Origin of the sequence: Pseudomonas sp. 8 R 14, from assembly GCF_900005955.1 — a bacterium.
In the GTDB taxonomy this organism is placed as follows: domain Bacteria; phylum Pseudomonadota; class Gammaproteobacteria; order Pseudomonadales; family Pseudomonadaceae; genus Aquipseudomonas; species Aquipseudomonas marginalis.
Genome location: NZ_CVTH01000038.1, coordinates 182,647 through 208,031, shown reverse-complemented (window position 1 = coordinate 208,031; position 25,385 = coordinate 182,647). Strand labels below are relative to the sequence as shown.

Genomic DNA, 25,385 nt, shown 5'->3' with positions numbered 1-25,385 from the left:
CCGTGGTTCCAGACCGAATGGGCCTTTGCCGAAAAAGCCGGCAAGGAACATGGCTTTACCGTGATCAAGATCGCCGTGCCCGATGGCGAGAAAACCCTCTCGGCCATCGACAGCCTGGCCGCCAACGGCGCCAAGGGCTTTGTGATCTGCCCGCCGGATGTGTCCCTGGGCCCGGCCATCGTCGCCAAGGCCAAGGCCAATGGCCTGAAAGTGATTGCCGTGGATGATCGCTTTGTCGACGCCAAGGGCAACTTCATGGAGGACGTGCCGTACCTGGGCATGGCCGCGTTTGAAGTGGGCCAGAAACAAGGTGCCGCCATGGCCGCCGAAGCGAAAAAACGCGGTTGGGACTGGAAGGACACCTACGCGGTGATCAACACCTTCAATGAACTCGACACCGGCAAAAAACGCACCGATGGCTCGATCAAATCCCTGGAAGAAGCCGGCATTCCCAAGGACCACATCCTCACCGCCGCGCTGAAAACCCTCGACGTCCCCGGCAGCATGGACGCCACCAACTCGGCCCTGGTCAAGCTGCCCAGCGGCGCGAAAAACCTGATCATCGGCGGCATGAACGACAACACCGTGCTCGGCGGCGTGCGCGCCACTGAAAGCGCCGGTTTCGCCGCCGCCAACGTGATCGGTATCGGCATCAATGGCACCGACGCCATCGGCGAATTGAAGAAAGCCAACAGCGGCTTCTTCGGCTCGATGCTGCCAAGCCCGCACATCGAAGGCTACAACACTGCGCTGATGATGTACGAGTGGGTCACCAAAGGCACTGAGCCGCCTAAATACACGGCCATGGATGAAGTGACCCTGATCACCCGCGCCAACTTCCAGGAAGAACTGACCAAGATCGGGCTGTGGAAATGACGGCGGCGGCCCTGCGTTTCGACGCTATCGGCAAAACCTTTCCCGGGGTCAAGGCGCTGGACGGCATCAGCTTCACCGCCCACCCGGGGCAGGTGCACGCCCTGATGGGCGAGAACGGTGCGGGCAAGTCGACGCTGCTGAAGATCCTCGGCGGCGCCTATATTCCCAGCAGCGGCACGGTGCAGATCGGCGCGCAGACCATGGCGTTCAAATGCGCCGCCGACAGCATCGCCAGCGGCGTAGCGGTGATCCACCAGGAGCTGCACCTGGTGCCGGAAATGACCGTCGCCGAAAACCTGTTCCTCGGGCATTTGCCCTCGCGCTTCGGCGTGGTCAACCGGGGCCTGTTGCGCAAGCAGGCCCTGGCTTGCCTCAAGGGCCTGGCGGATGAAATCGACCCCGAGGAAAAACTCGGGCGCCTGTCCCTGGGCCAGCGCCAACTGGTGGAAATTGCCAAGGCGCTGTCCCGTGGCGCCCATGTGATTGCCTTCGACGAACCGACCAGCAGCCTGTCGGCGCGGGAGATCGACCGCTTGATGGCGATCATTACGCGCCTGCGGGACGAGGGCAAAGTGGTGCTCTACGTGTCGCACCGCATGGAAGAGGTGTTCCGCATCTGCAACGCGGTCACGGTGTTCAAGGACGGCCGTTACGTGCGCACCTTCGACGACATGAGCGCGTTGACCCACGACCAGTTGGTGACCTGCATGGTCGGCCGCGACATCCAGGACATCTACGACTACCGCCCGCGCGAGCACGGTGAGGTGGCGCTCAAGGTCGACGGTTTGCTGGGTCCGGGTTTGCGTGAGCCGGTCAGTTTTGAGGTGCGCAAGGGCGAGATTCTCGGTCTGTTCGGCCTGGTGGGGGCAGGGCGCACGGAGTTGTTCCGTTTGCTCAGCGGCTTGGAACGCGCCAGCGCCGGCAGCCTGGAGCTCTGCGGTGAAGCACTGACACTGCGCTCACCGCGTGATGCCATCGCCGCCGGTGTACTGCTGTGCCCCGAGGACCGCAAGAAGGAGGGCATCCTCCCGCTCGCAAGCGTCGCCGAGAACATCAACATCAGTGCCCGTGGCGCCCATGCGTCGTTTGGCTGGCTGTTGCGCGACGGTTGGGAAAAGGGCAACGCCGACCAGCAGATCAAGGCGATGAAAGTCAAAACGCCTAACGCTGAACAGAAAATCATGTACCTGTCCGGCGGCAACCAGCAGAAAGCCATTCTTGGCCGCTGGCTGTCGATGCCGATGAAGGTGCTGCTGCTCGACGAACCGACTCGCGGCATCGACATCGGCGCCAAGTCGGAGATCTACCAGATCATTCATAACCTGGCCGCCAGCGGTATTGCGGTGATTGTGGTGTCCAGCGACCTGATGGAAGTGATGGGCATCTCCGATCGCATCCTGGTGATGAGCGAAGGCGCGCTGACCGGCGAACTGAGCCGCGATCAAGCGGATGAAGCACGCCTGCTGCAACTGGCACTCCCGCGTTCGCGGGCTTGAAGAATAAGAGGGTGTAGGCATGTCTCAGGTAAAAACTGCAAAGGGCTTCTGGCCGGGTTTCAACCAGCGCAAGTTTCTCGATGACTGGGTGATGCTGCTGGCGGCATTGGGCATCTTTGTGCTCAGCGCGCTGTTTATCGACAACTTCCTCTCGCCGCTGAACATGCGTGGCCTGGGCCTGGCGATTTCCACCGTGGGCATCGCCGCCTGCACCATGCTGTTCTGCCTGGCGTCGGGGCACTTCGACCTGTCGGTGGGCTCGGTGATTGCCTGCGCCGGTGTGGTGGCGGGGATCGTGATTCGCGACACCGACAGCGTGGCGCTCGGTGTATCCGCTGCATTAGCCATGGGTTTGGTGGTAGGGCTGATCAACGGCATTGTCATCGCCAAGCTGCGTATCAATGCGTTGATCGCGACGTTGGCGACCATGCAGATCGTGCGCGGCCTGGCCTACATCTTCTCCAACGGCAAGGCGGTGGGAGTGATGAACGAGGATTTCTTTGTGTTCGGCAACGGCCAACTATTGGGCGTGCCGGTGCCGATCATCATCACCGTGCTGTGCTTTGTGTTTTTTGGCTGGCTGTTGAACTACACCACCTATGGGCGCAACACCATGGCGATCGGGGGGAACCAGGAAGCCGCGTTGCTCGCGGGGGTGAACGTTGATCGCACCAAGATCATCATCTTTGCCGTGCACGGCCTGATCGGCGCGCTGGCCGGGGTGATCCTCGCCTCGCGCATGACCTCGGGCCAGCCGATGATCGGCCAGGGTTTCGAGCTGACGGTGATTTCCGCCTGCGTGCTGGGTGGGGTGTCGTTGAGCGGCGGCATCGGCATGATCCGCCATGTGATTGCCGGGGTGCTGATCCTGGCGATCATCGAGAACGCGATGAACCTGAAGAATATCGACACCTTCTACCAGTACGTGATTCGTGGCTCGATCCTGTTGCTGGCGGTCATCATCGACCGCATGAAGCAGCGCTAGATCGAACACCTCCCACCTTTGGATCGCCACTGTATTGAGGGGCGGTATTTGCCATAATGCCCCCGCTTTCATACCTATAGGCCCGATATGCAGGAAAACGCCCACACCCCCGTCAAAGACGCAGCCCCCACCGGCACCCAGACCCTGCTGCGTGGCCTGGGCGTCGTGCAGGCGGTGGCGGCCGGTGCGCGGGATCTGAAAGAGATCGCCAGGCGCATCGGCACCACCCGCAGCACCACCCACCGCCTGGCCAGTTGCCTGGTGGAAGAGCGTTACCTGCGCGTGGTGCCGCAAGTCGGCTACCTGTTGGGGCCGAAGTTGATCGAGCTGGGATTTCAGGCCCGCGAAGAGCTGCCGCTGGTGACCCTGGCGGTGCCGTACCTGGATGAGCTGTCGGCATTGACCGGCGACACCATCCACCTGGCCATTCGCGAATACGACGACGTGCTCTACCTGCACAAGAACCCTGGCCGCAACGGTCCGGAAATGCGCTCGCGGGTCGGCCATCGCATGCCGTTGGCGCGCACGGGCGTGGGCAAGGCGATGCTGCTGGATGACTCGGTGCAAGAGTGGCAGCGTTTGTACGAGACCAGCCTGCCGGCGGGTGGGAAAAACCTGCAATGGCCGCAGCATCCAGAACAATCCTGGGCGCAGTTCGAGCAGCGCATGCGTGAGTATGTGGTGGGCGGGTATGCGTTCGACCTGGAAGACAACGAACCGTCGATCCGGTGCGTGGCGGCACCGGTGCGCGATGCCAGCCGGCGAATCGTCGCCGGCATCAGCATCGCCAGTACCGTGCCCTACATGCCGCTGGAGAAAATGGCCGAGCTGATCCCTGTGATCAAACAGGTCGCAGCGCGGCTGTCAGCGGAGTTGGGTGCGAAGGCCTGACCAGCCCCGTAGCGTGAAGGCCCTCCCACCCATAGTATGAAGGCCCCCCGTAGCAGCTGCCGAGCGCAAGCGAGGCTGCGTCAGCGGTGTATCTGACACACCGCAACGCAGCCTCGCTTGCGCTCGGCAGCTGCTACGGGTTTACGCGGTGTTGGTATCTACTGGGAGTGGGGTGAGGGCACTCAGGCCTTCAAGGTCGCCATGTCGATGACAAAGCGGTACTTCACATCACCGGCGATCATGCGGGTGTAGGCCTCGTTGATCTGGCGGATGTCGAGCATTTCGATGTCGCAGGTGATGCCATGCTCGGCGCAGAAATCCAGGACTTCCTGGGTTTCGGCAATGCCACCGATCAGCGAACCTGCCAGCACTTTACGGCCCAATACCAGTTTGGCGGCGTTGACCGGTGGGTCCACGGGCTCGATCAGGCCAACCAGGATGTGCACGCCATCAAAGCGTAATACGTCGAGGTAGGGGTTCAGGTCGTGCTGCACCGGGATGGTGTCGAGCAGGAAGTCGAAGCTGCCGGCGGCGGCTTGCATCTGCTCGGCATCGGTGGACACGATCACATGGTCGGCACCCTGGCGGCGGCCTTCTTCAGCCTTGCTCGCCGAGCGGGTGAACAGTGTCACTTCCGCGCCCATGGCCTTGGCGAACTTGATGCCCATGTGGCCCAGGCCACCCATGCCGAGAATCCCGACCTTGTCGCCAGCCTTGACGCCGTAGTGCTTGAGCGGCGAATAGGTGGTGATGCCTGCGCACAGGATCGGCGCGGCGCTGGCCAGGTCGAGCTTGGCCGGGATCTTCACCACGAAGTGCTCGCTGACCACGATGCTGTCGGAGTAACCGCCCATGGTGTTGCTGCCATCGACGCGGTCCGGGGTGGCGTAGGTCATGGTCGGGCCTTCGAGGCAATATTGCTCGAGGTCCGATTTGCACGCTTCGCAGTGGCGGCACGAATCGACCATGCAGCCGACGCCGACGAGGTCGCCGACTTTATGCGCGGTCACGCGGGCGCCGACGGCGGTGACCTTGCCGACGATCTCGTGGCCCGGCATCAGCGGGTACACGGCGATGCCCCATTCGTTGCGCGCCTGGTGGATGTCGGAGTGGCACACGCCGCAGTAGAGAATCTCGATGGCCACGTCATCGGCGCGCGGGCTGCGGCGTTCAAACGACATGGGGGCGAGGGGAGTGGTGGCCGACTGGGCGGCGTAACCGATGGCGGTATACATGGCGAAAACCTCGCAAAAGCAGGGACAGATGAGGCGGGCCATTTTCCGCGTCACCCCCTGATGCGGCCATGGCGATTGCTCCGAGTCTCATGCCTAAAGCTCCGGAGGAGCCGCTAAAAGCAGCAAGCTACAAGTCGCAAGCTATAAACTGCGTGCTCTCTTGCAGCTTGAGGCTTGAAGCTTGCTGATGCTCAGATCTGAAAACTCCCGAGAACTGCTTTTATGCTATTGACCCGCCATGTTGATGCCAACGCCACGCTGGTTGCCCTGATCGAGGGGCTGACGTCCCGCGACGGTTTCTCCCCGACCCATCTGCCGGGTGTGCAAGTACTGCGCGCCAGTTGCGACGTAGCGCGCGGCCCGCAGATCTACGAGCCGAGCCTGATGTTCGTGGCCCAAGGCAGCAAGGTCGCCTACCTGGGCCCGCGTACGCTGGAGTATGGCGCCGGGCACTACTTGATCCAGGCGATGCCGGTGCCGTTCGAGTGCGAGACGTTCGCCATGGCGCCCGGTGCGCCGCTGCTGGGGGTGACCGTGGGCATTGACCGCGTGGTGCTGGGTGAGTTGGTGATGGCCATGGGCATGCAGGCCGGTCCGCCGCCGACCGCGCAAACCCTGGAGTCGATGAGTTCGGTGGTCCTGGATGACGCCATGCGCGGCTGCGTCGAGCGACTGCTGCAGTGCCTGCACGATCCACTGGAAAGCCGGATCATGGGCCCGGCGCGGGTGCGGGAATTATTGTTCACCGCCTTGCGTGGCCCCCAGGCCGATGTGCTGCGCGCCTTGGTGGAACAGCAGGGGCAGTTTTCGCGGATCGCCACGTCGTTGAATCACCTGCATGCCCATTACGCCGAGCCGCTGAATATCGAGACGTTGGCGGGGTACGCGCATATGAGTGCGTCGACGTTTCACGAGCATTTCAAACGCTGCACGCTGTTGTCGCCGGTGCAGTACTTGAAGCGTTTGCGCTTGCTCAAGGCTCAGCAGTTGCTGCTGGTGGAGGGCATGGGCGTGGCGCAGGCGGCGCACAGCGTGGGGTACCAGAGTACGTCGCAGTTCAGTCGCGAGTACAAGCGCTACTTCGAGCGTAACCCTGGCGAAGAGCGGGCTGCCTAGTCATTTCAGGCAAGCCCCCTCCCACAGTTGACCGAGTTTGACTGCATAAAAAAGGCTCCCATTCGGGAGCCTCGCTTGGCTTACATATTCGGGTAAGTCGGCCCACCCGCACCTTCCGGTGTGACCCACGTGATGTTCTGCGAAGGGTCCTTGATGTCACAGGTCTTGCAGTGCACGCAGTTCTGGGCGTTGATCTGGAAGCGCTTCTCGCCGTCTTCCTGGGTGATCACTTCATACACGCCGGCCGGGCAGTAACGCTGCGCCGGTTCATCGTAGAGCGGCAGGTTGGTGCCGATCGGGATGCTTGGGTCTTTCAACTTCAAGTGGCACGGCTGCTCTTCTTCGTGGTTGGTACCGGAGATGAACACCGAGCTCAACTTGTCGAAGCTCAACTTGCCGTCGGGTTTCGGGTAGTCGATCTTCTTGCTGTCCTTGGCCAGCTTCAGGCAGGCGTAGTCCGGCTTGGTATCGTGCAGGGTGAACGGCATCTTGCCGCCGAGGATGTTCTGGTCGAACCAGTTGAAGCCGGCGCCGATGATCGGGCCGAACTTGTGCATCGCCGGGCCGAAGTTGCGGCTGGCGAACAGTTCTTCGTAGAGCCAGCTTGCCTTGAAGCTGTCGACATAGTTGGTCAGCTCATCGCCGCCTTCGGATTCGGCCAGCAGGCGTTCGGCCACGGCATCGGCAGCGAGCATGCCGGACTTCATCGCAGTGTGGCTGCCTTTGATCTTGGCCACGTTCATGGTGCCCAGGTCGCAGCCGATGAGCGCGCCGCCCTTGAACACCATCTTCGGCAACGAGTTGATACCGCCCTTGGCCAGGGCGCGTGCGCCGTAGCTGATGCGCTTGCCGCCTTCCAGGTACTGGGCCAGCACCGGGTGGTGCTTGAGGCGCTGGAACTCGTCGAACGGCGACAGGAAGGTGTTGCTGTAGGACAGGTCGACGATCAGGCCGACGACCACCTGGTTGTTTTCCAGGTGATAGAGGAACGAGCCACCGGTGTTCTCGTTGCTCATGATGTCCAGCGGCCAACCGGCGGTGTGCACCACCAGGCCTGGCTGATGCTTGGCCGGGTCGATTTCCCAGATTTCCTTGAGGCCGATGCCGTAGTGCTGGGCGTCGGCGTCGCTGTCCAGGTTGAAGCGCTGGATCAACTGCTTGCCGATATGCCCACGGCAGCCTTCGGCGAACAACGTGTACTTGCCACGCAGTTCCATGCCCGGGGTGTAGACGCCTTCTTTTGGCTGGCCTTCACGGTCGACGCCGAGGTCGCCGGTGATGATCCCGCGCACCACGCCGTTTTCATCGAACAGCGCTTCCTGGGCGGCGAAGCCTGGGTAGACTTCCACACCCAGGTTCTCGGCCTGCTGGGCCAGCCAGCGGCACAGGTTGCCCAGGGAGATGATGTAGTTGCCTTCGTTGTGCATGGTCTTGGGCACAAAGAAGTCTGGCACCTTGGTGGAGGTGTCGGCGCTGCGCAGCACATAGATGTCATCGCGCACCACGGGGGTGTTGAGCGGGGCGCCGAGTTCCTTCCAGTCCGGGAACAGTTCGTTCAGGGCACGGGGCTCGAACACGGCACCGGAGAGGATGTGTGCGCCCACTTCGGAGCCTTTCTCGACCACGCAGACGCTGATTTCCTTACCGGCTTCGGCGGCCTTCTGCTTCAGTCGGCAGGCGGCAGACAGGCCCGCCGGGCCAGCGCCGACGATGACCACGTCGAATTCCATGTATTCGCGTTCCACAGGCTATCTCCTACTCAAGGCTCAACAGGCTTTTTTTCTAATGGGTGGAGGTTCGGTGTCGTGTCCGTCATCGCCGTGCGCAACGGCAGGGGATGACCCACCTGTCTCTCTAGGTGGCGCATTATATATAGACCACTGTCAGCGTCCAATACAAACGTTTGTTTGAATTGCCCGCAGGCTAGGTAAATCAAAGCAACGCGGCTTATGACTGGCCATTTTGCCGTATTGACCAGAATAGGCGTTCCGGTCAATATACGGTCGGTTTTGCACAGACCGTAGGCAGACTGTAGGTTTCAAGAGCACGTCCAAAAGCACGGCAACGGCAAAACAGGTGACGCGCGTTTAATTGATGGCGCGCAGTTTACACGCCGCGATAAAGAATGACCTCCCAGTCACCACTGACGAACGGTCATCACTTCCCGTGAGCAAGGTCATTCGCCGCCGTTTTTGGAGGTGCCCTTGTGTGCCGATGAGCATCAACCGCCAGGTTCGCCTAGGCGACTTTCTTTTCACCGGAGAGTAACGAGGAATCCATGAAGGTTCTTGTAGCTGTCAAACGCGTTGTCGATTACAACGTGAAAGTTCGCGTCAAGGCGGACAATTCCGGCGTCGACCTTGCTAACGTCAAGATGTCGATGAACCCTTTCTGTGAAATCGCCGTGGAAGAAGCCGTACGCCTGAAAGAGAAAGGCGTGGCGACTGAAATCGTTGTGGTTTCCATCGGCCCGACCACTGCTCAAGAGCAGTTGCGTACCGCCCTGGCACTGGGTGCCGACCGCGCTATCCTGGTCGAGTCCGCTGAAGAGCTGACCTCCCTGGCCGTGGCCAAGTTGCTCAAGGCCGTTGTCGACAAGGAACAGCCTCAACTGGTGATCCTTGGCAAACAGGCGATCGACAGCGACAACAACCAGACTGGCCAGATGCTGGCTGCACTGACCGGTTACGGCCAGGGCACCTTCGCTTCGAAAGTCGAAGTGAGCGGCGACAACGTTGCCGTGACCCGCGAAATCGACGGCGGCGCGCAGACGGTTTCCCTGAAACTGCCGGCCATCGTCACCACCGACCTGCGTTTGAACGAGCCGCGCTACGCGTCCCTGCCAAACATCATGAAAGCCAAGAAGAAGCCTCTCGAAGTGCTGACTCCGGATGCTTTGGGCGTTTCCACCGCCTCCACCAACAAGACCGTCAAAGTTGAAGCGCCGGCTGCACGCAGCGCGGGCATCAAGGTCAAGTCGGTGGCTGAACTGGTCGAGAAACTGAAAAACGAAGCGAAGGTAATCTAATCATGACTATCTTGGTAATCGCAGAACACGACAATAAGGTGCTGGCCCCGGCCACCCTGAACACTGTTGCTGCTGCCGCTAAAATCGGTGGCGACATCCACGTACTGGTCGCCGGTCAAGGCGCTGGCGCCGTGGCTGAGGCTGCAGCCAAAGTGGCTGGCGTAAGCAAAGTACTGCTGGCCGACAACGTCGCTTACGCTCACCAACTGCCGGAAAACGTCGCCCCCCTGGTAGCAGAGCTGGGCGCTGGCTACAGCCACATCCTGGCTGCCGCCACTTCCAACGGCAAAAACATCCTGCCGCGCGTTGCCGCGCAGCTGGACGTTGACCAGATCTCCGAGATCATCTCGGTAGAAAGCGCCGACACCTTCAAGCGCCCGATCTATGCCGGTAACGCGATTGCCACCGTGCAATCGACCGCTGCCGTCAAAGTCATCACCGTGCGTGCCACCGGTTTCGACCCGGTTGCCGCTGAAGGTGGTTCGGCTGCCGTTGAAGCCGTCTCTGCTGCCCACGACGCTGGCACTTCCAGCTTTGTTGGCGAAGAACTGGCCAAGTCGGATCGCCCTGAGCTGACCGCTGCCAAGATCGTCGTTTCCGGCGGCCGTGGCATGCAGAACGGTGACAACTTCAAGCACCTGTACGCCCTGGCCGACAAGCTCGGCGCTGCGGTCGGCGCCTCCCGCGCGGCCGTCGACGCAGGCTTCGTACCCAACGACATGCAGGTCGGCCAGACCGGCAAGATCGTTGCGCCACAGCTGTACATCGCTGTCGGTATCTCCGGCGCGATCCAGCATTTGGCCGGTATGAAGGACTCCAAAGTGATCGTCGCGATCAACAAGGACGAAGAAGCACCGATCTTCCAGGTGGCCGATTACGGCCTGGTGGCGGACTTGTTCGAAGCCGTACCCGAGTTGGAGAAGCTGGTCTAATCCAGCCGCTTCACTTATAAAGAGCCCGGTCTAGTGACCGGGCTTTTTTTGGCCCGGGCTTTTTTGAACGCCGGAGAAACCGCCATGGAACTGCGCCCCTGGGCCGTACTGCTGGGACTTACGCTGCTGCCGAGCCTGGCCCAGGCAGCCGGCACATGTGATCGCCTGGTGATCACCGGCAGCCCGGATGCACCGCCGCTGCTGTGGCGCGACCCCCAAGACCCGACGCACCTGATCGGCGCCACCGCCGATGTCTTGCAACAGGTAGCCAAGGAGCTTGGGTTGAAAATCGACCTGCTCTACGGCGGCAAGCGTTCCCTGGCCCTGGACGAAGTGCGCAGCGGGCGCATGGACATCCTCGCCGATGCACCGCTGAACCTTGGCGAGCTGGAAACCCTCGACTACATCCACCCCGCGCTGGTACAGCTCGATTATCTGGTCTGGACCCGCAAGGATTCGGCGCTGGCCTACTCCACGGCGGCGGACCTGCATGGCCACAAGGGTGCAGTGTCGGAACGTGCGCGCTTGAGCCGCGACTTTGAAACCTTCGCCGGCCAGCAACTGACCCTGCAACGCCTGCCCACGTTGACCCCGGCCTTCCAGAAACTGCTGCTGGGGGAAGTGGACTACGTGCTGGCCGGGCGTTACTCCGGCATGGCCATGGCCCAGACGTTAGGGATGAGCAATGACCTGGTGGCCCGCGACGTGCCCGTCGATCAGCCCGGCCTGTACCTGGCGATTTCCCACAACTCGGCCTGCAATGATCCGTGGCTGCGCGGACAGCTGGCCAAAAAGATGACAGAATTGCCCGGGTCTGGTGTGACGGAAGCCGCGCTGCAGCGCAATCTGGAGCGTTGGAAAGCGCAATTGCAACAACCCGTCGGCACCCCAACAAAGTAGGGATTTTCAGTGACTCTTCGACCTTTTTTCGCGGCCCTCGCCGTTGTCGCTCTGGCGGGATGTGCAGCCGATCCTGCGCCGAATGAACAAATTCGCCTCACCCAGCAAGCCCTGGAACAAGCCAACGCCGTGGGCGCCAGCGCCGATGAATCACCCGAACTGAAACTGGCCGAAGACAAATTCGCCCAGGCCAAGGCCGACATGGCCGAGCAATCCTACAAGGACGCGCGCATGCAGGCCGAACAGGCCGAGCTGGATGCGCGCCTGGCCGAAGCCCAGGTGCTGACCCGCAAGAGCCAGGAACAACTGAACGTGCTCAATACCCGCATCACGCGCCTGCGCAAGCAATTGCAGCTGGGAGAAGCCCAATGAACCCGATGATCCGTGGTCTGGGCTGTGCCGTGCTGCTGGGCAGTGCGGCACTGGGCGGTTGTGCCAGCCACCCCAGTGGCGAACAGGCCTTGCAACAGGCGGGCAGCGACTTCCAGAAGGTCAAGGAAGACGCCAACGTGCTGCGTATCGCACCCAAGGACGTGATCCGCGCCGGTGAATCCCTGGCGCGGGCCGACCGCTTGTCCAGCTACTGGGGCAGCGGTGCCGACGTGGTGCATTACGCCTACCTGAGCCAGCGCTACAGTGCCATCGCCCGCGAACACGCCGAGCAGACACTTAACGAAGAGCGTGCCGCCAAGCTCGAACTGGAACGCCAGCGCCTGCAATTGGCCCTGCGTGAAAGCAAGCTGATCAGCGTGCAGCAGCAGGGTAAATGGCTCGAAGAACAGATCGCCAGCCTGACCACCACTCAGACCGATCGTGGCCTGGTGATGACCCTGGGCGACGTGCTGTTCGATACCGGTGAAGCGGAGTTGAAAAACTCGGCGAACCGCACCGTATTGAAAATCGTGCAGTTCCTGCAACTGAACCCCAAGCGTGTGGTGCGCATCGAGGGGTACGCCGACAATACCGGTGGTCAGCAGGAAAACCTCAAACTGTCCCGTGATCGTGCGCAGTCGGTGGCCGATGTGCTGGTGGACCTGGGGATCGATGAGAAGCGCATCCAGGTTGAAGGCTACGGCGACCAGTACCCGGTGGAAGCCAACGCCTCCGAGCGTGGCCGCGCGCAGAACCGTCGCGTGGAAATAGTGTTCTCCGACGAGAAGGGCCAGTTGGGTGCCGCTCGCTGAAGCCTTGCGCAAATCAAAAGGGTGGGAGGGGGCTTGCCCCCGATAGCGGTGGATCAGTCACTATTTTCGGCGACTGACACTCCGTCATCGGGAGCAAGCCCCCTCCCACATTGTTCTGTATACATCTGAATATTCTCTCCACTCACCTTACAGTTTTTACTGTCACTCCCGCGCGCGCTCGACTATTGTGGCAACTGTCCCCGTACACTTCTAAACTGTGCTGGTATGTTTCACACAAAAATAAAATACCCGTGAAATCGAGTGCTGCGTCATGACCAATCTGTTGCTTTACCAACGTATCGCCCAGCAACTGGCTGAGGACATCCGTCGCGGTGTCTATCAACCTGGCGAGCGCGTGCCCTCGGTGCGCAAGATGAGCTCCCAGCTCAATGTCAGCCACGCTACGGTATTGCAGGCCTACGCCAACCTGGAAGACCAGGGGCTGATCCGGGCACGGCCGCAGTCCGGTTACTACGTGCACCAGACACCAGCACTCACGGCGCCCACGCCGGACATCGCGCGGGTCGAGCGCCCGGGGTTGGTCACCCGCAGCAGCATTATCCAGCAGGTATTGGGCGAGTCGCGCCGCGAAGGTGTATTTCCCCTGGGCGCCGCCGTGCCGAGCGTCGACTATCTGCCGGTACGGGCGCTGCACCAGCAATTGGCCAAGGTCACGCGCTTCCAGAGCCCACGTGCCTTCAGCTACATGTTCAGCCCCGGTTTCGAGCCGCTGCGTCGCCAGGTGGCGATTCGCATGCGTGACGCCGGCGTGGTGGTGGACCCCTCCGAAGTGGTGATCACCCACGGCTGTGTTGACGCCTTGCAGATGTCGCTACGGGTGCTGACACGCCCCGGCGACTTGATCGCGGCTGAATCGCCGACCTATTACGGCTTGCTGCAACTGGCCGACCTGTTGGGCCTCAAGGTCATCGAGATCCCCAGCGACCCGTCCACCGGCATGAGCCTGGAAGCCCTGCAACTGGCCGCCAACCAATGGTCGATCAAGGCCCTGGTGTTGACCACGCGCCTGAGCAACCCCCTGGGCGGCACCATGCCCGAGGAACGGCAGAAACAGTTGCTGCGCCTGGCCTCGGATTTCGACATCCAGATTGTCGAAGACGATATTTACGGCGAACTGATGTTCGAACTCGGCCGCACCAAGGCCCTCAAGGCCTATGATCGCCTGGACCGGGTCATTTATTGCTCGAGCTTTTCCAAGACCTTGTCGCCGGGTGTGCGCATCGGCTGGATGATCGCCGGCAAGTACCAGCAGGAAATCCAGCGCCTGCAAATGTTCAGCACCCACTCGGCCTGCAGCGTCACCCAGATGGGCGTGGCAGCGTATCTGGAGAACGGCGGCTACGACCGGCACCTGCGTTACATCCGCCAGGAATACCGCAAGAATCTCAGCGCCTTCCAACTGGCGGTGCAGCAGTATTTCCCGGAAGGCACCCAGATGACTCGTCCGACGGGCGGCTTTATCTTGTGGGTCAGTTTGCCAGGGCGGGTCAATACCCAGGAACTGCACGTGCGCGCCCTGCAACAGGGCATCAGCATTGCGCCGGGCTTGATCTTCAGCAATACCGAGCAGTTCAACCACTGTATTCGCCTTAACTGCGGCACACCGTGGAACCGCGAAGCAGAGCGTGCGCTGATGACCCTGGGGATGCTGGCCAGCCAGCTATGCCAGGAAACCGCAGCCGGCTTTTGAGGCGCCGAAAAGGCGCAGCGCCGATAGCTGGCTGATCACCGCGCTTGTCATGCCGCGCACAACAAGCGAGCATATGGCCCTCTGCCGTTAATGCTGTAGGCAATATGACCTCGATTGTTCGCGCTGCTTTGGTGATTGGCCTGTTAAGCCTGTGTAACGTCGGCACAGCGCTGGCGGCGGCACCCGTGGCTGAAAACAAGCCCGCTGCCAATACCCGGCAGGATGCCCCGGCAAAAAAACCTTCCCCCGCCAAGCAAGCCCCCGTCGCGAAAAAACCAACCGCCACGGCGAAAAAACGTGCGTCGACGGCGAAAAAATCCAAGTCAGCCCAGGAAGTGGCACAGACCAAACTGCCACCGGCACAGTTGGATTTGTCCCTGCCTTCGGACATGGTCAGGCATCTGCAGCCCCTGGGTACCGTGCCCAAGCCCAAGAGCGTGCCGTTGTTGCCGCCGATGTTCGGTGAAAAGCCCACCGACAACAGTGCGTTCCAGATCAACGGCCGTTTGCTCAGCAATGAGATGAAGCTGCAACTGCGCAACGAAGAGCGCCGTGAAGTGGAAGGTGCCGCGTTGGAATTCGAGTTCAAACAGTAAACTTTTTCCTACAAAGTGACGCAGGCCGTCGACCATTTGTCGCAGACTGGTCGGTCACTTTTGTTTTGTGCGAAAAACCCCTGTTAACCCATTTTAAAACGACTGTTTAAGGGCGTACCCTAGCCCGGCCGTCCCTATTGAGTCGTCGAGGACCTGCTGGTCATGAATTGCCGTGAAGGCTGTGGCGCCTGCTGCATCGCCCCCTCCATCAGTTCGCCGTTACCCGGGATGCCCAATGGCAAACCGGCGGGCGAACGCTGCCTGCACCTGTCGGTCGAACAGCTGTGCCAACTGTTCGGCCAGCCGGAGCGCCCGGCGGTGTGCAGTGATTTCAAGGCGGATATCGATGTCTGCGGCACCGACCAGGCCGATGCGATCCGGTTGATCGGCTGGTGGGAGCAGATGACGGCGGCTTGAGGGGCTTTACTATCGGAACTTCAACAATAAGGAATACAACAATGGGTTCGCTGAAACGAATGGCTGTGCTGTGCGGTTTTACCCTGGTATTTGCTGCCACTGCCCAGGCAGAGGATTGGCAGGTTGCCAAGGATGAAGACGGTATCAAAGTGTCCCTGAGCGAAGTCGCCGGCTCCAAATACAAGGCGTATCGCGGTGTGACCGTGATCAAGGCGCCTGTCGCCAGGATCCAGGCCCTGCAGGAAGATGTGGCCGGTGCCTGCTCGTGGATTCATGAGTGCAAATCCCAGAAGCTGGTGGACAAGAAAGGCGATGAGGCCTGGACCTACACCCAGTTCAAGGCGCCTTTCCCGGTGACCGATCGTGATTCATACATCCATGTCACCACCACCAAGGACGCCGACGGCAGCGTAACCCGCAAGCTGCAGGGCGTGCCGACCTACAAGCCCGAAGAAAAAGGCTACGTGCGAGTCGCTCAGGTCGAGGGCTTCTGGAAACTGGTCCCTAAAGGCGCCAATGAGACCGAAGTCACCTACCAGGTACACACCGAGCCAGGCGGCAGCGTGCCGTCGTGGCTGGCCAACAAGTTCGTGGTGGAAGCGCCGTTCAACACCCTGAAAGCCTTGAAGGAACACGCTGAAAAATAACTGTGCTTGATCCGGTGCTTCCTGACTTGAGTGGAACGTTTGCCGAGCCCTCAAGGTCCAGATAGAGGTAAGCCCACACATGGGTTTTATCGAGGAGGCACCGATGCAAAAGTGGCAGATTACCTTCGTTGATGATCACGGCGTACAGTCCGTGGAGCAGTTCACCTGCGAGCACAAGCCCAGCCTCGAAGATGCGGCACACATGATCCGCAACAAGCTGGTGCCCGTGGCCGCCGAACTGGACCTCAACGACCTTGAGGGCCGCAAGCCCGAGCCAACGGTCAAGATCCTCAAAGACCAGAACAGTATTCAAATCCTCGACATCTCTCCCGCCGCCTGAACATTTCCTGTATGCCATTCAAGCACCTCTGGTGGAGGTGATAGCTTCGCGCTACTCTGCAAGTGAGATCAGCGAATGAATCGCTAAGGTCTGGTCTTGTCAGCTACATGCTTGTTTTCCCGTGGTGATGTTGTTGCCGTGGTACCCGCGCCGTCAGCGCGCGGGCTTTGGGAAGCACGGAAAGTCTATCCATCGGTTTGAGGAGGACGTTTCATGAGCACAGCCTATCAAGAAGACATCAGCACCAACGTTCTGCGCCGCATGAAAGAAGGCGGTTTCGACTTTTCACGGTTCCACCCCATTGAGTTCTACGCCATTTTCCCGGATGAGGAACGGGCGCGCAGGGCTGCGGGTGAATTTCGTGGCGAGTCCCTGAATGCCCAGGTCAGTGCGCGCGACGATGGCGCCTGGTACCTGGAACTGAGCAAGATCATGTTCGCAACCTACGACGGCATAGGAGACTTCGAGCAAGACTTTGAAGCGGTGGTCGAGCCGCTTGGAGGGATCATCGAAGGATGGGGCGTGAAGCAGGAGGTGCGTGGGTTACCCATGTAGCACGACTGTATGAGCAACGCAGCGTATCGGCTGACCTTAGGGTCGGCCGATTTTGTATAGGTTGCGTGAAGGTTTGCGGAACTTGCGTTGCCCTTTCTTGCACCCAAAAAAAAGCCACCCGAAAAGGGTGGCTGAAAGGGAAGACCGTAGGAGCCGGTCAGTACACGAGCCTCAAGGTACCGAGTGCGGGATGGGTAAGGCTGTAGGACGTGTCCTGTTCAGCGGATGGGGAGAATTATCCGCAGGCTTGCACGGGCAGTGAAATCAACTCTGACTATGCTGTTGATAGCCAAAGCCTGCATTGCCATGAAGCGTGCGGCAGTGCAGTGGGGATTCCGCGCACCAGGACGGTGCGATCAGGTCTTTGCTTATATTCAACTCACTGATTTTTAAGTGTTTATGCCGCTGGCACGGGCCTTGCGATGGTTCTTGCGTCCGGGTGACAAGGAGTACGGCATGATCCGCACTTATTACGACGAAATGTACGATGGGGCAGGGCAGGTTCGCCCTCACTACCGCGAGTTCGCCCGCTGGTTGGCCGACACCCCCGCTGAACTGCTGGCCCAGCGCCGGCGCGAAGCCGACTTGCTGTTTCACCGTGCCGGGATCACCTTCACGCTTTACGGCGACGAGCAGGGTACCGAGCGCCTGATTCCGTTCGACACCATCCCCCGCAGCATTCCCGCCAGCGAATGGCGGATGGTCGAGCGTGGCTGCATCCAGCGGGTCAAGGCGCTGAACATGTTTCTCGCCGACCTCTATCACGAACAACGCATCATCAAGGCCGGGATCATTCCCGCCGAACAGGTACTGGCCAACGAGCAATACCAGTTGGCAATGCAGGGGCTGAACCTGCACCGCGACCTGTATTCCCACATCTCCGGAGTCGACCTCGTACGCGACGGCGACGGCACCTACTACGTGCTGGAAGACAACCTGCGTACACCCAGCGGCGTGAGCTACATGCTCGAAGACCGCAAGATGATGATGCGCCTGTTCCCCGAGCTGTTCGCGGCCCAGCGCATCGCGCCGATCGATCATTACCCCAACCTGCTGCTCGATACCCTGAAAAGCGCCAGCCCCCTGGATAATCCCAGCGTGGTGGTACTGACCCCGGGGCGCTTCAACAGCGCGTTTTTCGAGCATGCATTTTTAGCCCGGGAAATGGGTGTGGAGTTGGTGGAAGGCGCGGACCTGTTCGTACGCGATGACCGTGTGTTCATGCGCACCACCGACGGCCCCAAAGCCGTGGACGTGATCTACCGTCGCCTCGACGACGCATTCCTCGACCCGCTGGCCTTCAACCCGGACTCCATGCTCGGTGTGCCCGGCCTGCTGGCGGCGTACCGCTCGGGCAATGTGGTGCTGGCCAATGCCATCGGCACCGGGGTGGCGGATGACAAGTCGGTGTACCCCTTCGTCACCGAGATGATCCGTTTTTACCTGGATGAAGAACCGATCCTGCAGAACGTTCCCACCTTCCAGTGCCGTAAGCCCGACGAATTGTCCCACGTGCTGGCCAACCTGCCGGACCTGGTGGTGAAGGAAACCCAGGGCTCCGGCGGCTACGGCATGCTGGTGGGGCCAGCGTCCACGGCCGCGGAAATCGAAGCCTTCCGCGCGCGTATCAAGGCCAAGCCCCACGCCTATATCGCACAGCCAACCCTGTGTTTATCCACCTGCCCGACCTTTGTCGAAAACGGCATTGCGCCGCGCCATATTGATCTGCGCCCGTTCGTGTTGTCCGGCAAGGAAACCCGTGTGGTACCCGGCGGTTTGACCCGTGTCGCGCTGCGTGAGGGGTCGCTGGTGGTCAATTCGTCCCAGGGCGGCGGCACCAAAGACACCTGGGTGGTCGAGGACTGATGCCATGTTGAGTAGAACTGCCTCGGATTTGTACTGGATGTCGCGCTACCTGGAACGCGCGGAAAACCTCGCGCGCATGCTCGATGTCAGCTATTCGCTGTCGCTCATGCCCCAGGATGGGCGCGGTGATGGCCTGCATGAACTGGCCATGCCGCTGTTGATCACCGGCACGCTGGATGATTACCGCGAGCGCCACGGCGAATTGCACGCCGAACGCCTGTTGCATTTCTTCGCATTGGATGCGGCCAACCCGGCCAGCATCTACAGTTGTCTCGGTGCCGCGCGGGCCAGCGCCCATGCTGTGCGTGGGCGAATTACTGCCGACATGTGGGAAAACATCAACGCAACCTGGCTGGAGATTCGCGAAATCTCACAGCAGGGCCTCAGCCGCTACGGCATGAGCCGGTTCTGCGAGTGGGTCAAGGAGCGTTCCCATCTGTTCCGGGGGGCGACCTACGGCACCATTATGCGCAATGACGCCTTTCGTTTTATTCGGCTGGGTACGTTTATCGAGCGCGCCGACAACACCCTGCGGCTGCTGGATGCGCGCTATGAAATGGCCGGCGACCAGGCCGAAGCCGTTACCGATGGCACCGCCCACGCCTACTATCAATGGAGTGCCTTGCTGCGCGCGTTATCGTCGTTCGAGGCCTACACCGAGATCTACCGCGACGCCCCAGGTGCCCGGCAAGTCGCGGAGCTGTTGCTGTTGCGCGCCGATGTACCGCGCTCCCTGCGGGCCTGCAGCGAAGAGATCGACCAGATCCTCGCCAGCCTGCCCGGCATCAACGGCCGTCCGGCCCAGCGCCTGGCTGCCGAGATGGACGCGCGCCTGCGGTTTACCGCGATCGATGAAATCCTCGAGGAAGGCCTGCACGCCTGGCTGACCGACTTTATCCCCTTGGTCCGCCAGTTGGGCGACGCCATCTACAGTTCCTACCTGGAGGCCGCATGAGACTCTCCATCAGCCACGAAACCACCTACCACTACGAAGACCAGGTACGCGCCAGCATCCAGTACCTGCGCCTCACGCCCCACGACAGCGAGCGCCAGCATGTGCTCAGTTGGCAACTGGACCTGCCTCGCCCGGTGCGCGCGCAGATCGACCCGTTCGGCAACATCCTGCACGTGCTGACCCTGGACGAACCCCACGACGCCATCATCATTGGCGCCCGTGGCCAGGTGGATATCGATGAGCTGCGTGAGGCTGAACACGAGAGCCAGTCAGCCTTTCCGTTCCTGCGCTGCACCCGCCTGACCGAGCCCGACGACGCCCTGCGCGCCTTTGCGCAACAGCATTGCCACCAGCGTCGTGATCGCACGGCCCTGATCGACCTGATGCACGCCCTCAACCAGTCGATGGTCTACACGCCCGGCGCCACCGAAGTCGACACCTGCGCCGCCCAGGCCTTCGCAGGGCGGGGGGGGGTATGCCAGGACCATACCCATGCGTTCCTGGCCTGCGCGCGCAGCCTGGGCATTCCTGCGCGGTATGTGTCGGGGTATTTGTACACGGAAGACAGTACTCACCTGGCCAGCCACGCCTGGGCCGAAGCCTGGCTGGATGACGCCTGGTACAGCTTTGACGTGACCAACCAACTGGCCCGGCCGGAGCGGCATTTGAAACTGGCCGTGGGCCTGGACTACCTCGACGCTTGCCCGGTACGCGGCATGCGCCGTGGCGGAGGGCATGAGCAGATGCATGCCAAGGTGTTCGTGGCGCCGACGCCGGTGGTCCTGGTCCAGCAGCAATAACCCGCTCGCCACCGAGATCAGGCTGGGTTCAGGGGTGTTGTTTACGCCCCGCCATATGCTTCAAGTACCCCACCAGCAATTCCAGCTCGCTGTCAGGCAACACGCTGGCGGCGAACGCTGGCATCTTTGCCTGCGGCCAGTGCCTCAGGCTCTGCGGGTCGCGGATATAGCGCTTGAGGAAGTCGCCGCTGAAATATTCCGTAGGGTTGTAGGGAACATTCAGGTCCGGCCCCACCTGTGCGTCGCCGGCGCCATTGAGGCGGTGGCAGGCCAGGCAGTTCTTCTGGAACAGCGCAAAGCCCTGGTTGACCGGATCATTCGCAGCCAGCGTCGGGTCGGGCAGCAGCGCCGGAAAACGTTCGGCCACCGTCTTCAACTGCTTGATCGCGCAGATCTGGAACGGCCACTGCTCCGGGCTGATATGCCCGGCCTGCGGATCGGTCCACACCAGGTAGAACGGCCCGGCACTCGGCTTGCCGTCTGCCAATGGGGGCCATGGGTGGGCCGGGTCCTCCACGGCCAGCCAGGCGCGGGCACCGTTTTTTTGCAGCAACGGTGCAGCCGTCAGTTCGGCGGCGAAGCCATCCAGGGCAACGGCTTGCAGATGATTATCGGGCTGTAGGCCCGGCAGGAGCACTGCCAGCGGTACTGCGCGATAGGTCATGTTGCGCTTGTAGGAAACGTCATCGACGACCTGCACTGTCTGCGCGTCCGGATGCTTGAGCAGGTCGGCGGTCTGCCAGGTCTTGCGGCTGTGATCCAGCTCGACGGTCAATTGCGCCGCCGAAGCGGGCAGGGCGAGCAACAAGGCAAGGAATGCGAAGATCGGTTTCAAGACGGCGGCCCCGTGTTAAGTGGCGATAGGGCCCACGATAGCGGAAAAGTGCAGATAAAAAGGCAGCCCCTGCAACAGGATCGCTATGCACGAAGTCCCGGCAGGTGCTGCCAAAAGCGGCAATCCTGAGGTAAGAACAGGCTCAAGAAGAGGTCACCCAATGACCTTGGTCAAGTTGGGCAAGATCAGAATCAATGTGGTGGCGAACAGAATAAGTCCTGCCTGACGTACTTTCGAATGTTTAAACATGGCTGACTGCCTTTTGTTGTTATTCCTGAGCGTCAAATGCGTGCCGTTGAATATGAGTATCGCAATGTGACGTGTCGCTTTTCTTACAGCTGCTCCAGCAAAACCCGGCAGCAACTTCTTACTGATTGAACCTTAGAGCCCTCGTTCTGCGCGGCTTAGACCCATTTCATATCACCTAATCAGCATTTCAGCTTAAAAAGGCATGAGGCATAACGCCATCTTGGCGCCAATGCCTTGGCTAGACAGCTAAAACGATTAATCCAGCAATTACCTTAGGTGCCTACCGTTCGTCCGAGCGTGGCGGTCAAAAGCAATGAGCGCATCCGTCATTGAAACCGTGTCAATCGGGCCTAAGGTAAGGGCATTACTGCGCAATGGTTCGAGGACGTCATGACCCAAGCTTTGATCTTTGATGCGATACGCACGCCCCGCGGCAAAGGCAAGGCCGACGGCGCCCTGCACAGCGTCAAGCCGGTAAACCTGGTGGCCGGCCTGCTCACCGCGCTGGGGCAACGCAACGACCTCGACACCCAACAGGTGGATGACATCGTGCTCGGCTGTGTCACCCCGGTGGGCGACCAGGGCGCCGACATCGCCAAGACCGCCGCCCTGGTGGCGGACTGGGCCGTCAGCGTCGCCGGTGTACAGATCAACCGCTTCTGCGCCTCGGGCCTGGAGGCGGTTAACCTCGGCGCGATGAAAGTGCGTTCCGGCTTTGAGGACCTGGTGGTGGTCGGCGGTGTGGAGTCCATGTCCCGCGTGCCCATGGGCAGCGATGGCGGGGCCTGGGTGCTCGACCCGCAGACCAACATGCACAGTCACTTCACGCCCCAGGGCATTGGCGCCGACCTGATTGCCACCCTGGAAGGTTTCACCCGCGAGGATGTCGATACCTTTGCCCTACAGTCCCAGCAGAAAGCCGCCAGGGCGCGTGCAGACGGTTCCTTCAACAAGTCGTTGATCGCGGTGCAGGACCAGAACGGCATCGTGCTGCTGGACCATGATGAATTCATTCGCGCCGATTCCACCCTCGAAGGCCTGGGCAAGCTCAAGCCCAGCTTCGAAATGATGGGGCAGATGGGCTTCGACGCCACCGCGTTGCGGGTCTACAGCCATGTGGAACGCATCCACCATGTCCACACACCAGGCAACAGCTCCGGCATTGTCGACGGTGCCGCATTGATGTTGATCGGCTCCGAAGCGAAGGGCCGCGAGCTGGGCCTGCAACCGCGGGCACGCATCGTTGCCACGGCGGTCACCGGTACCGACCCGACCATCATGCTGACCGGGCCGGCGCCGGCCACGCGCAAGGCCCTGGCAAAGGCAGGTTTGCACGTGGAGGACATCGACCTGTTCGAGGTCAACGAGGCCTTTGCCTCGGTGGTGCTCAAGTTCATCAAGGACATGGGCATCGACGCCGCGCGCGTCAACGTCAACGGCGGCTCCATCGCCATGGGCCACCCGCTGGGCGCCACGGGCTGCGCGATCCTCGGCACCCTGCTCGACGAACTGGAGGTGCGCCAGCAGCGCTACGGCCTGGCCACCCTGTGTGTTGGCGGCGGTATGGGCATCGCCACCGTTATCGAACGCCTCTGAGCCAAGGAAGTTGTCATGACCGATGCCATTCGTTACGAAAAAGGCCAGGACCAGATCGTGGTGCTGACCCTCGACATGCCCGGCCAGAGCGCCAACACCATGAACGCCGCGTACCGTGAGGCAATGGCGGCCACCGTCGCACGCCTGCAGGCGGAAAAGGACGACATTGCCGGCGTGGTTATCACCTCGGCGAAGAAGACCTTTTTCGCCGGCGGCGACCTCAATGAACTGATCAAGGTCGACAAGGCCCACGCCCAGGATTTCTACGACAGCGTCCTGGTGTTGAAGGCGCAACTGCGCAGCCTGGAAACCCTCGGCAGGCCGGTGGTGGCCGCCGTCAATGGCGCAGCCCTCGGCGGCGGTTTGGAGATCTGCCTGGCGTGTCACTACCGCGTCGTGCTGGATGACAAGTCGGTGCAACTCGGTTTGCCGGAGGTCACCCTTGGCCTGCTGCCAGGCGGCGGTGGCGTGGTGAGGATGGTGCGCATGCTTGGGCTGGAAAAGGCCTTGCCGTATTTGCTCGAAGGCAAGAAAGTCCGGCCCCAGCAAGCGCTGCAAGCCGGGTTGGTCGATGAACTGGCGGCGGACCGCACTGAGTTGCTGGCCAAATCCCGTGCGTGGATTCTCGCCAATCCGCAGGCCAGGCAGCCGTGGGACAACAAGGCCTATCAAATTCCCGGTGGTACGCCGTCTCACCCGAAAGTGGCGCAAATGCTCGCCATCGCACCGTCGATTTTGCGCAGCAAAACCCATGGCTGCTTCCCGGCCCCGGAGAAAATTCTCTGCGCCGCCGTGGAAGGCGCGCAGGTGGATTTCGATACCGCACATGTGATTGAAACCCGCTACTTCACCGAATTGGTCACCGGGCAGGTGGCGAAAAACATGATGGGCACCTTCTGGTTCCAACTCAATGAAATCAACGCCGGCAGCTCGCGGCCTCAGGGCTTTGCATCTTACGTGACGCGTAAGGTCGGGGTGCTCGGCGCCGGGATGATGGGCGCAGGCATCGCCTATGTCAGTGCCTGCGCCGGTATCGATGTGGTGCTCAAGGACATCAACCTGACGGCCGCCGAGAAGGGCAAGGCGCATTCGACGGCGCTGTTGGACAAGAAGGTCAGCCGTGGGCAATTGACCGCTGAGCAGCGCGAAACCACCCTCGCGCGGATTCATCCTACGGCTTCGGATGCTGATCTGGCCGGCTGTGACCTGATCATCGAGGCCGTGTTCGAAGACCGTGAACTCAAGGCCAAGGTCTCGGCTGCCGCACACAATGTGGTCGGCGCCGACGCGGTGATCGCCTCCAACACGTCTACCATGCCCATCAGCGGCCTGGCCACGGCGGTGCCGGATCAAGGCAAGTTCATCGGCCTGCATTTCTTCAGCCCGGTGGACAAGATGCCCCTGGTGGAAATCATCAAGGGCGCCCGCACTTCGGACGAAACCCTGGCCCGGGGGTTCGATTTCGTCCTGCAAATCAAGAAAACTCCGATCGTGGTCAACGACAGTCGCGGGTTCTTCACCTCGCGGGTGTTCGGCACCTTCACCCATGAAGGCATCGCCATGCTCGGCGAAGGCGTGGCTGCGCCGATGATCGAGACCGAGGCGCGCAAGGCGGGTATGCCGGTGGGGCCGCTGGCGGTGTCCGATGAAGTGTCCCTCAGCCTGATGAGCCATATCCGACAGCAGGCTGCCAAGGATCTGCAGGTTGAAGGTAAAACAGTCCCAAGCCATCCGGCGACGGTGGTAATTGATCTGTTGGTGAACGAGTACAAACGCGCGGGCAAGGCGGCGGGGGGAGGTTTCTACGAGTACCCGGCGGGCGGGCAGAAGCATTTGTGGCCTGAATTGAAAGCGCGCTTTGAGCGAGCCGACCAGCGCATTTCAGCGCAGGATGTGCGCGACCGTTTGCTGTTTATCCAGGCCATCGAGACCGTGCGCTGCGTGGAGGAGGGCGTGTTGATGTCCACCGCGGATGCCAACGTGGGGTCGATCTTCGGGATCGGTTTTGCCGCCTGGAGTGGTGGCGCGTTGCAGTTTATCAACCAGTACGGCCTCAATGACTTCATCGCCCGCGCCCGCTACCTGGCCGAACAGTATGGGGAGCGGTTCTCGCCGCCGGCGTTGTTGCTCGACAAAGCTGCGCAGAACACGACCTTCTGACGGTTTTGGGCATGT

Annotated in this window: 24 protein-coding genes; 21 read left to right on the top strand and 3 right to left on the bottom strand. The window is 61.1% G+C overall.

Translation table 11 applies throughout. The features are described 5' to 3' along the window. The 4 genes from BFQ01_RS07595 to BFQ01_RS07580 all read left to right on the top strand — a co-directional run. Nucleotides 1–876: substrate-binding domain-containing protein (locus tag BFQ01_RS07595; RefSeq protein WP_065924821.1), on the top strand; the 876-nt coding region annotated here is incomplete at its 5' end. Then, the gene (gene araG, locus BFQ01_RS07590; RefSeq protein ID WP_065924820.1) at nucleotides 873–2,372 is read left to right on the top strand and encodes an L-arabinose ABC transporter ATP-binding protein AraG; all 1,500 of its coding nucleotides are present in this window, start codon (nucleotides 873–875) and stop codon (nucleotides 2,370–2,372) included. The genes BFQ01_RS07595 and araG, both read left to right, overlap by 4 nt. Nucleotides 2,373–2,391: 19 nt before the next feature. Further along, nucleotides 2,392–3,357 (top strand): L-arabinose ABC transporter permease AraH, encoded by a 966-nt coding sequence (araH, locus tag BFQ01_RS07585; RefSeq protein WP_065924819.1) that lies wholly within the window; start codon nucleotides 2,392–2,394, stop codon nucleotides 3,355–3,357. A gap of 87 nt (nucleotides 3,358–3,444) precedes the next feature. Next, nucleotides 3,445–4,248: an IclR family transcriptional regulator gene (locus BFQ01_RS07580; protein ID WP_027603627.1), complete on the top strand. Its 804-nt coding sequence runs from the start codon at nucleotides 3,445–3,447 to the stop codon at nucleotides 4,246–4,248. A 182-nt stretch (nucleotides 4,249–4,430) separates the two neighbouring features. Here BFQ01_RS07580 and BFQ01_RS07575 read toward each other — a convergent pair whose 3' ends face one another. Then, the gene (locus BFQ01_RS07575) at nucleotides 4,431–5,483 is read right to left on the bottom strand and encodes an NAD(P)-dependent alcohol dehydrogenase (RefSeq protein ID WP_065924818.1); all 1,053 of its coding nucleotides are present in this window, start codon (nucleotides 5,481–5,483) and stop codon (nucleotides 4,431–4,433) included. A gap of 222 nt (nucleotides 5,484–5,705) precedes the next feature. Between BFQ01_RS07575 and BFQ01_RS07570 the strand changes: the two genes are divergently transcribed. Next, nucleotides 5,706–6,599, top strand: coding sequence for an AraC family transcriptional regulator (locus BFQ01_RS07570; protein WP_027603629.1), 894 nt, complete (start codon nucleotides 5,706–5,708; stop codon nucleotides 6,597–6,599). Nucleotides 6,600–6,679: 80 nt separating this feature from the next. Here the strand turns inward: BFQ01_RS07570 and BFQ01_RS07565 are convergent, their stop codons facing one another. Further along, nucleotides 6,680–8,344, bottom strand: coding sequence for an electron transfer flavoprotein-ubiquinone oxidoreductase (locus BFQ01_RS07565; protein ID WP_027603630.1), 1,665 nt, complete (start codon nucleotides 8,342–8,344; stop codon nucleotides 6,680–6,682). A gap of 533 nt (nucleotides 8,345–8,877) precedes the next feature. Between BFQ01_RS07565 and BFQ01_RS07560 the strand changes: the two genes are divergently transcribed. The 14 genes from BFQ01_RS07560 to BFQ01_RS07495 all read left to right on the top strand — a co-directional run bounded on the left by BFQ01_RS07560 (nucleotide 8,878) and on the right by BFQ01_RS07495 (nucleotide 20,530). Beyond that, entirely contained in the window at nucleotides 8,878–9,627 is a 750-nt protein-coding gene (locus BFQ01_RS07560) for an electron transfer flavoprotein subunit beta/FixA family protein (protein ID WP_065924817.1), read from the top strand. Nucleotides 9,628–9,629: 2 nt separating this feature from the next. Further along, a complete protein-coding gene (locus BFQ01_RS07555) occupies nucleotides 9,630–10,559 on the top strand; it encodes an electron transfer flavoprotein subunit alpha/FixB family protein (protein WP_065924816.1) in 930 nt (309 codons plus the stop codon). A gap of 84 nt (nucleotides 10,560–10,643) precedes the next feature. Further along, complete coding sequence (locus tag BFQ01_RS07550) at nucleotides 10,644–11,459, top strand: substrate-binding periplasmic protein (RefSeq protein ID WP_065924815.1); 816 nt, start codon at nucleotides 10,644–10,646, stop codon at nucleotides 11,457–11,459. Nucleotides 11,460–11,468: 9 nt separating this feature from the next. Beyond that, nucleotides 11,469–11,831: a DUF4398 domain-containing protein gene (locus BFQ01_RS07545; protein ID WP_027603634.1), complete on the top strand. Its 363-nt coding sequence runs from the start codon at nucleotides 11,469–11,471 to the stop codon at nucleotides 11,829–11,831. Further along, the gene (locus tag BFQ01_RS07540) at nucleotides 11,828–12,643 is read left to right on the top strand and encodes an OmpA family protein (protein WP_065924814.1); all 816 of its coding nucleotides are present in this window, start codon (nucleotides 11,828–11,830) and stop codon (nucleotides 12,641–12,643) included. Before BFQ01_RS07545 ends, BFQ01_RS07540 begins: the two co-directional genes overlap by 4 nt. Before the next feature lie 271 nt (nucleotides 12,644–12,914). Beyond that, nucleotides 12,915–14,354, top strand: coding sequence for an aminotransferase-like domain-containing protein (locus BFQ01_RS07535; RefSeq protein WP_017527404.1), 1,440 nt, complete (start codon nucleotides 12,915–12,917; stop codon nucleotides 14,352–14,354). Nucleotides 14,355–14,458: 104 nt separating this feature from the next. Beyond that, complete coding sequence (locus BFQ01_RS07530) at nucleotides 14,459–14,950, top strand: hypothetical protein (RefSeq protein WP_027603636.1); 492 nt, start codon at nucleotides 14,459–14,461, stop codon at nucleotides 14,948–14,950. Nucleotides 14,951–15,112: 162 nt separating this feature from the next. Beyond that, nucleotides 15,113–15,367 carry a YkgJ family cysteine cluster protein gene (locus tag BFQ01_RS07525; protein ID WP_017527406.1) on the top strand — a complete coding sequence of 85 codons (255 nt, stop codon included), beginning with the start codon at nucleotides 15,113–15,115 and terminating at the stop codon, nucleotides 15,365–15,367. 41 nt (nucleotides 15,368–15,408) lie between these two features. After that, nucleotides 15,409–16,014, top strand: coding sequence for an START domain-containing protein (locus BFQ01_RS07520; RefSeq protein ID WP_027603637.1), 606 nt, complete (start codon nucleotides 15,409–15,411; stop codon nucleotides 16,012–16,014). A 103-nt stretch (nucleotides 16,015–16,117) separates the two neighbouring features. Further along, nucleotides 16,118–16,354 carry a hypothetical protein gene (locus BFQ01_RS07515; RefSeq protein ID WP_027603638.1) on the top strand — a complete coding sequence of 79 codons (237 nt, stop codon included), beginning with the start codon at nucleotides 16,118–16,120 and terminating at the stop codon, nucleotides 16,352–16,354. Nucleotides 16,355–16,567: 213 nt separating this feature from the next. Then, nucleotides 16,568–16,909 (top strand): ribonuclease E inhibitor RraB, encoded by a 342-nt coding sequence (locus tag BFQ01_RS07510; protein ID WP_015885395.1) that lies wholly within the window; start codon nucleotides 16,568–16,570, stop codon nucleotides 16,907–16,909. A gap of 456 nt (nucleotides 16,910–17,365) precedes the next feature. Beyond that, nucleotides 17,366–18,775 (top strand): circularly permuted type 2 ATP-grasp protein, encoded by a 1,410-nt coding sequence (locus tag BFQ01_RS07505; RefSeq protein ID WP_027603639.1) that lies wholly within the window; start codon nucleotides 17,366–17,368, stop codon nucleotides 18,773–18,775. A 4-nt stretch (nucleotides 18,776–18,779) separates the two neighbouring features. Beyond that, nucleotides 18,780–19,730: an alpha-E domain-containing protein gene (locus tag BFQ01_RS07500; RefSeq protein ID WP_027603640.1), complete on the top strand. Its 951-nt coding sequence runs from the start codon at nucleotides 18,780–18,782 to the stop codon at nucleotides 19,728–19,730. Next, on the top strand, nucleotides 19,727–20,530 hold the full coding sequence (locus BFQ01_RS07495) for a transglutaminase family protein (RefSeq protein ID WP_065924813.1): 804 nt from the start codon (nucleotides 19,727–19,729) through the stop codon (nucleotides 20,528–20,530). Before BFQ01_RS07500 ends, BFQ01_RS07495 begins: the two co-directional genes overlap by 4 nt. Nucleotides 20,531–20,558: 28 nt before the next feature. Here the strand turns inward: BFQ01_RS07495 and BFQ01_RS07490 are convergent, their stop codons facing one another. Then, the gene (locus BFQ01_RS07490; protein ID WP_065924812.1) at nucleotides 20,559–21,365 is read right to left on the bottom strand and encodes a c-type cytochrome; all 807 of its coding nucleotides are present in this window, start codon (nucleotides 21,363–21,365) and stop codon (nucleotides 20,559–20,561) included. A gap of 639 nt (nucleotides 21,366–22,004) precedes the next feature. Between BFQ01_RS07490 and BFQ01_RS07485 the strand changes: the two genes are divergently transcribed. After that, nucleotides 22,005–23,210 carry an acetyl-CoA C-acetyltransferase gene (locus BFQ01_RS07485; protein WP_065924811.1) on the top strand — a complete coding sequence of 402 codons (1,206 nt, stop codon included), beginning with the start codon at nucleotides 22,005–22,007 and terminating at the stop codon, nucleotides 23,208–23,210. A gap of 15 nt (nucleotides 23,211–23,225) precedes the next feature. Further along, the gene (locus BFQ01_RS07480) at nucleotides 23,226–25,370 is read left to right on the top strand and encodes a 3-hydroxyacyl-CoA dehydrogenase NAD-binding domain-containing protein (protein ID WP_065924810.1); all 2,145 of its coding nucleotides are present in this window, start codon (nucleotides 23,226–23,228) and stop codon (nucleotides 25,368–25,370) included. Nucleotides 25,371–25,385: the final 15 nt, after the last annotated feature.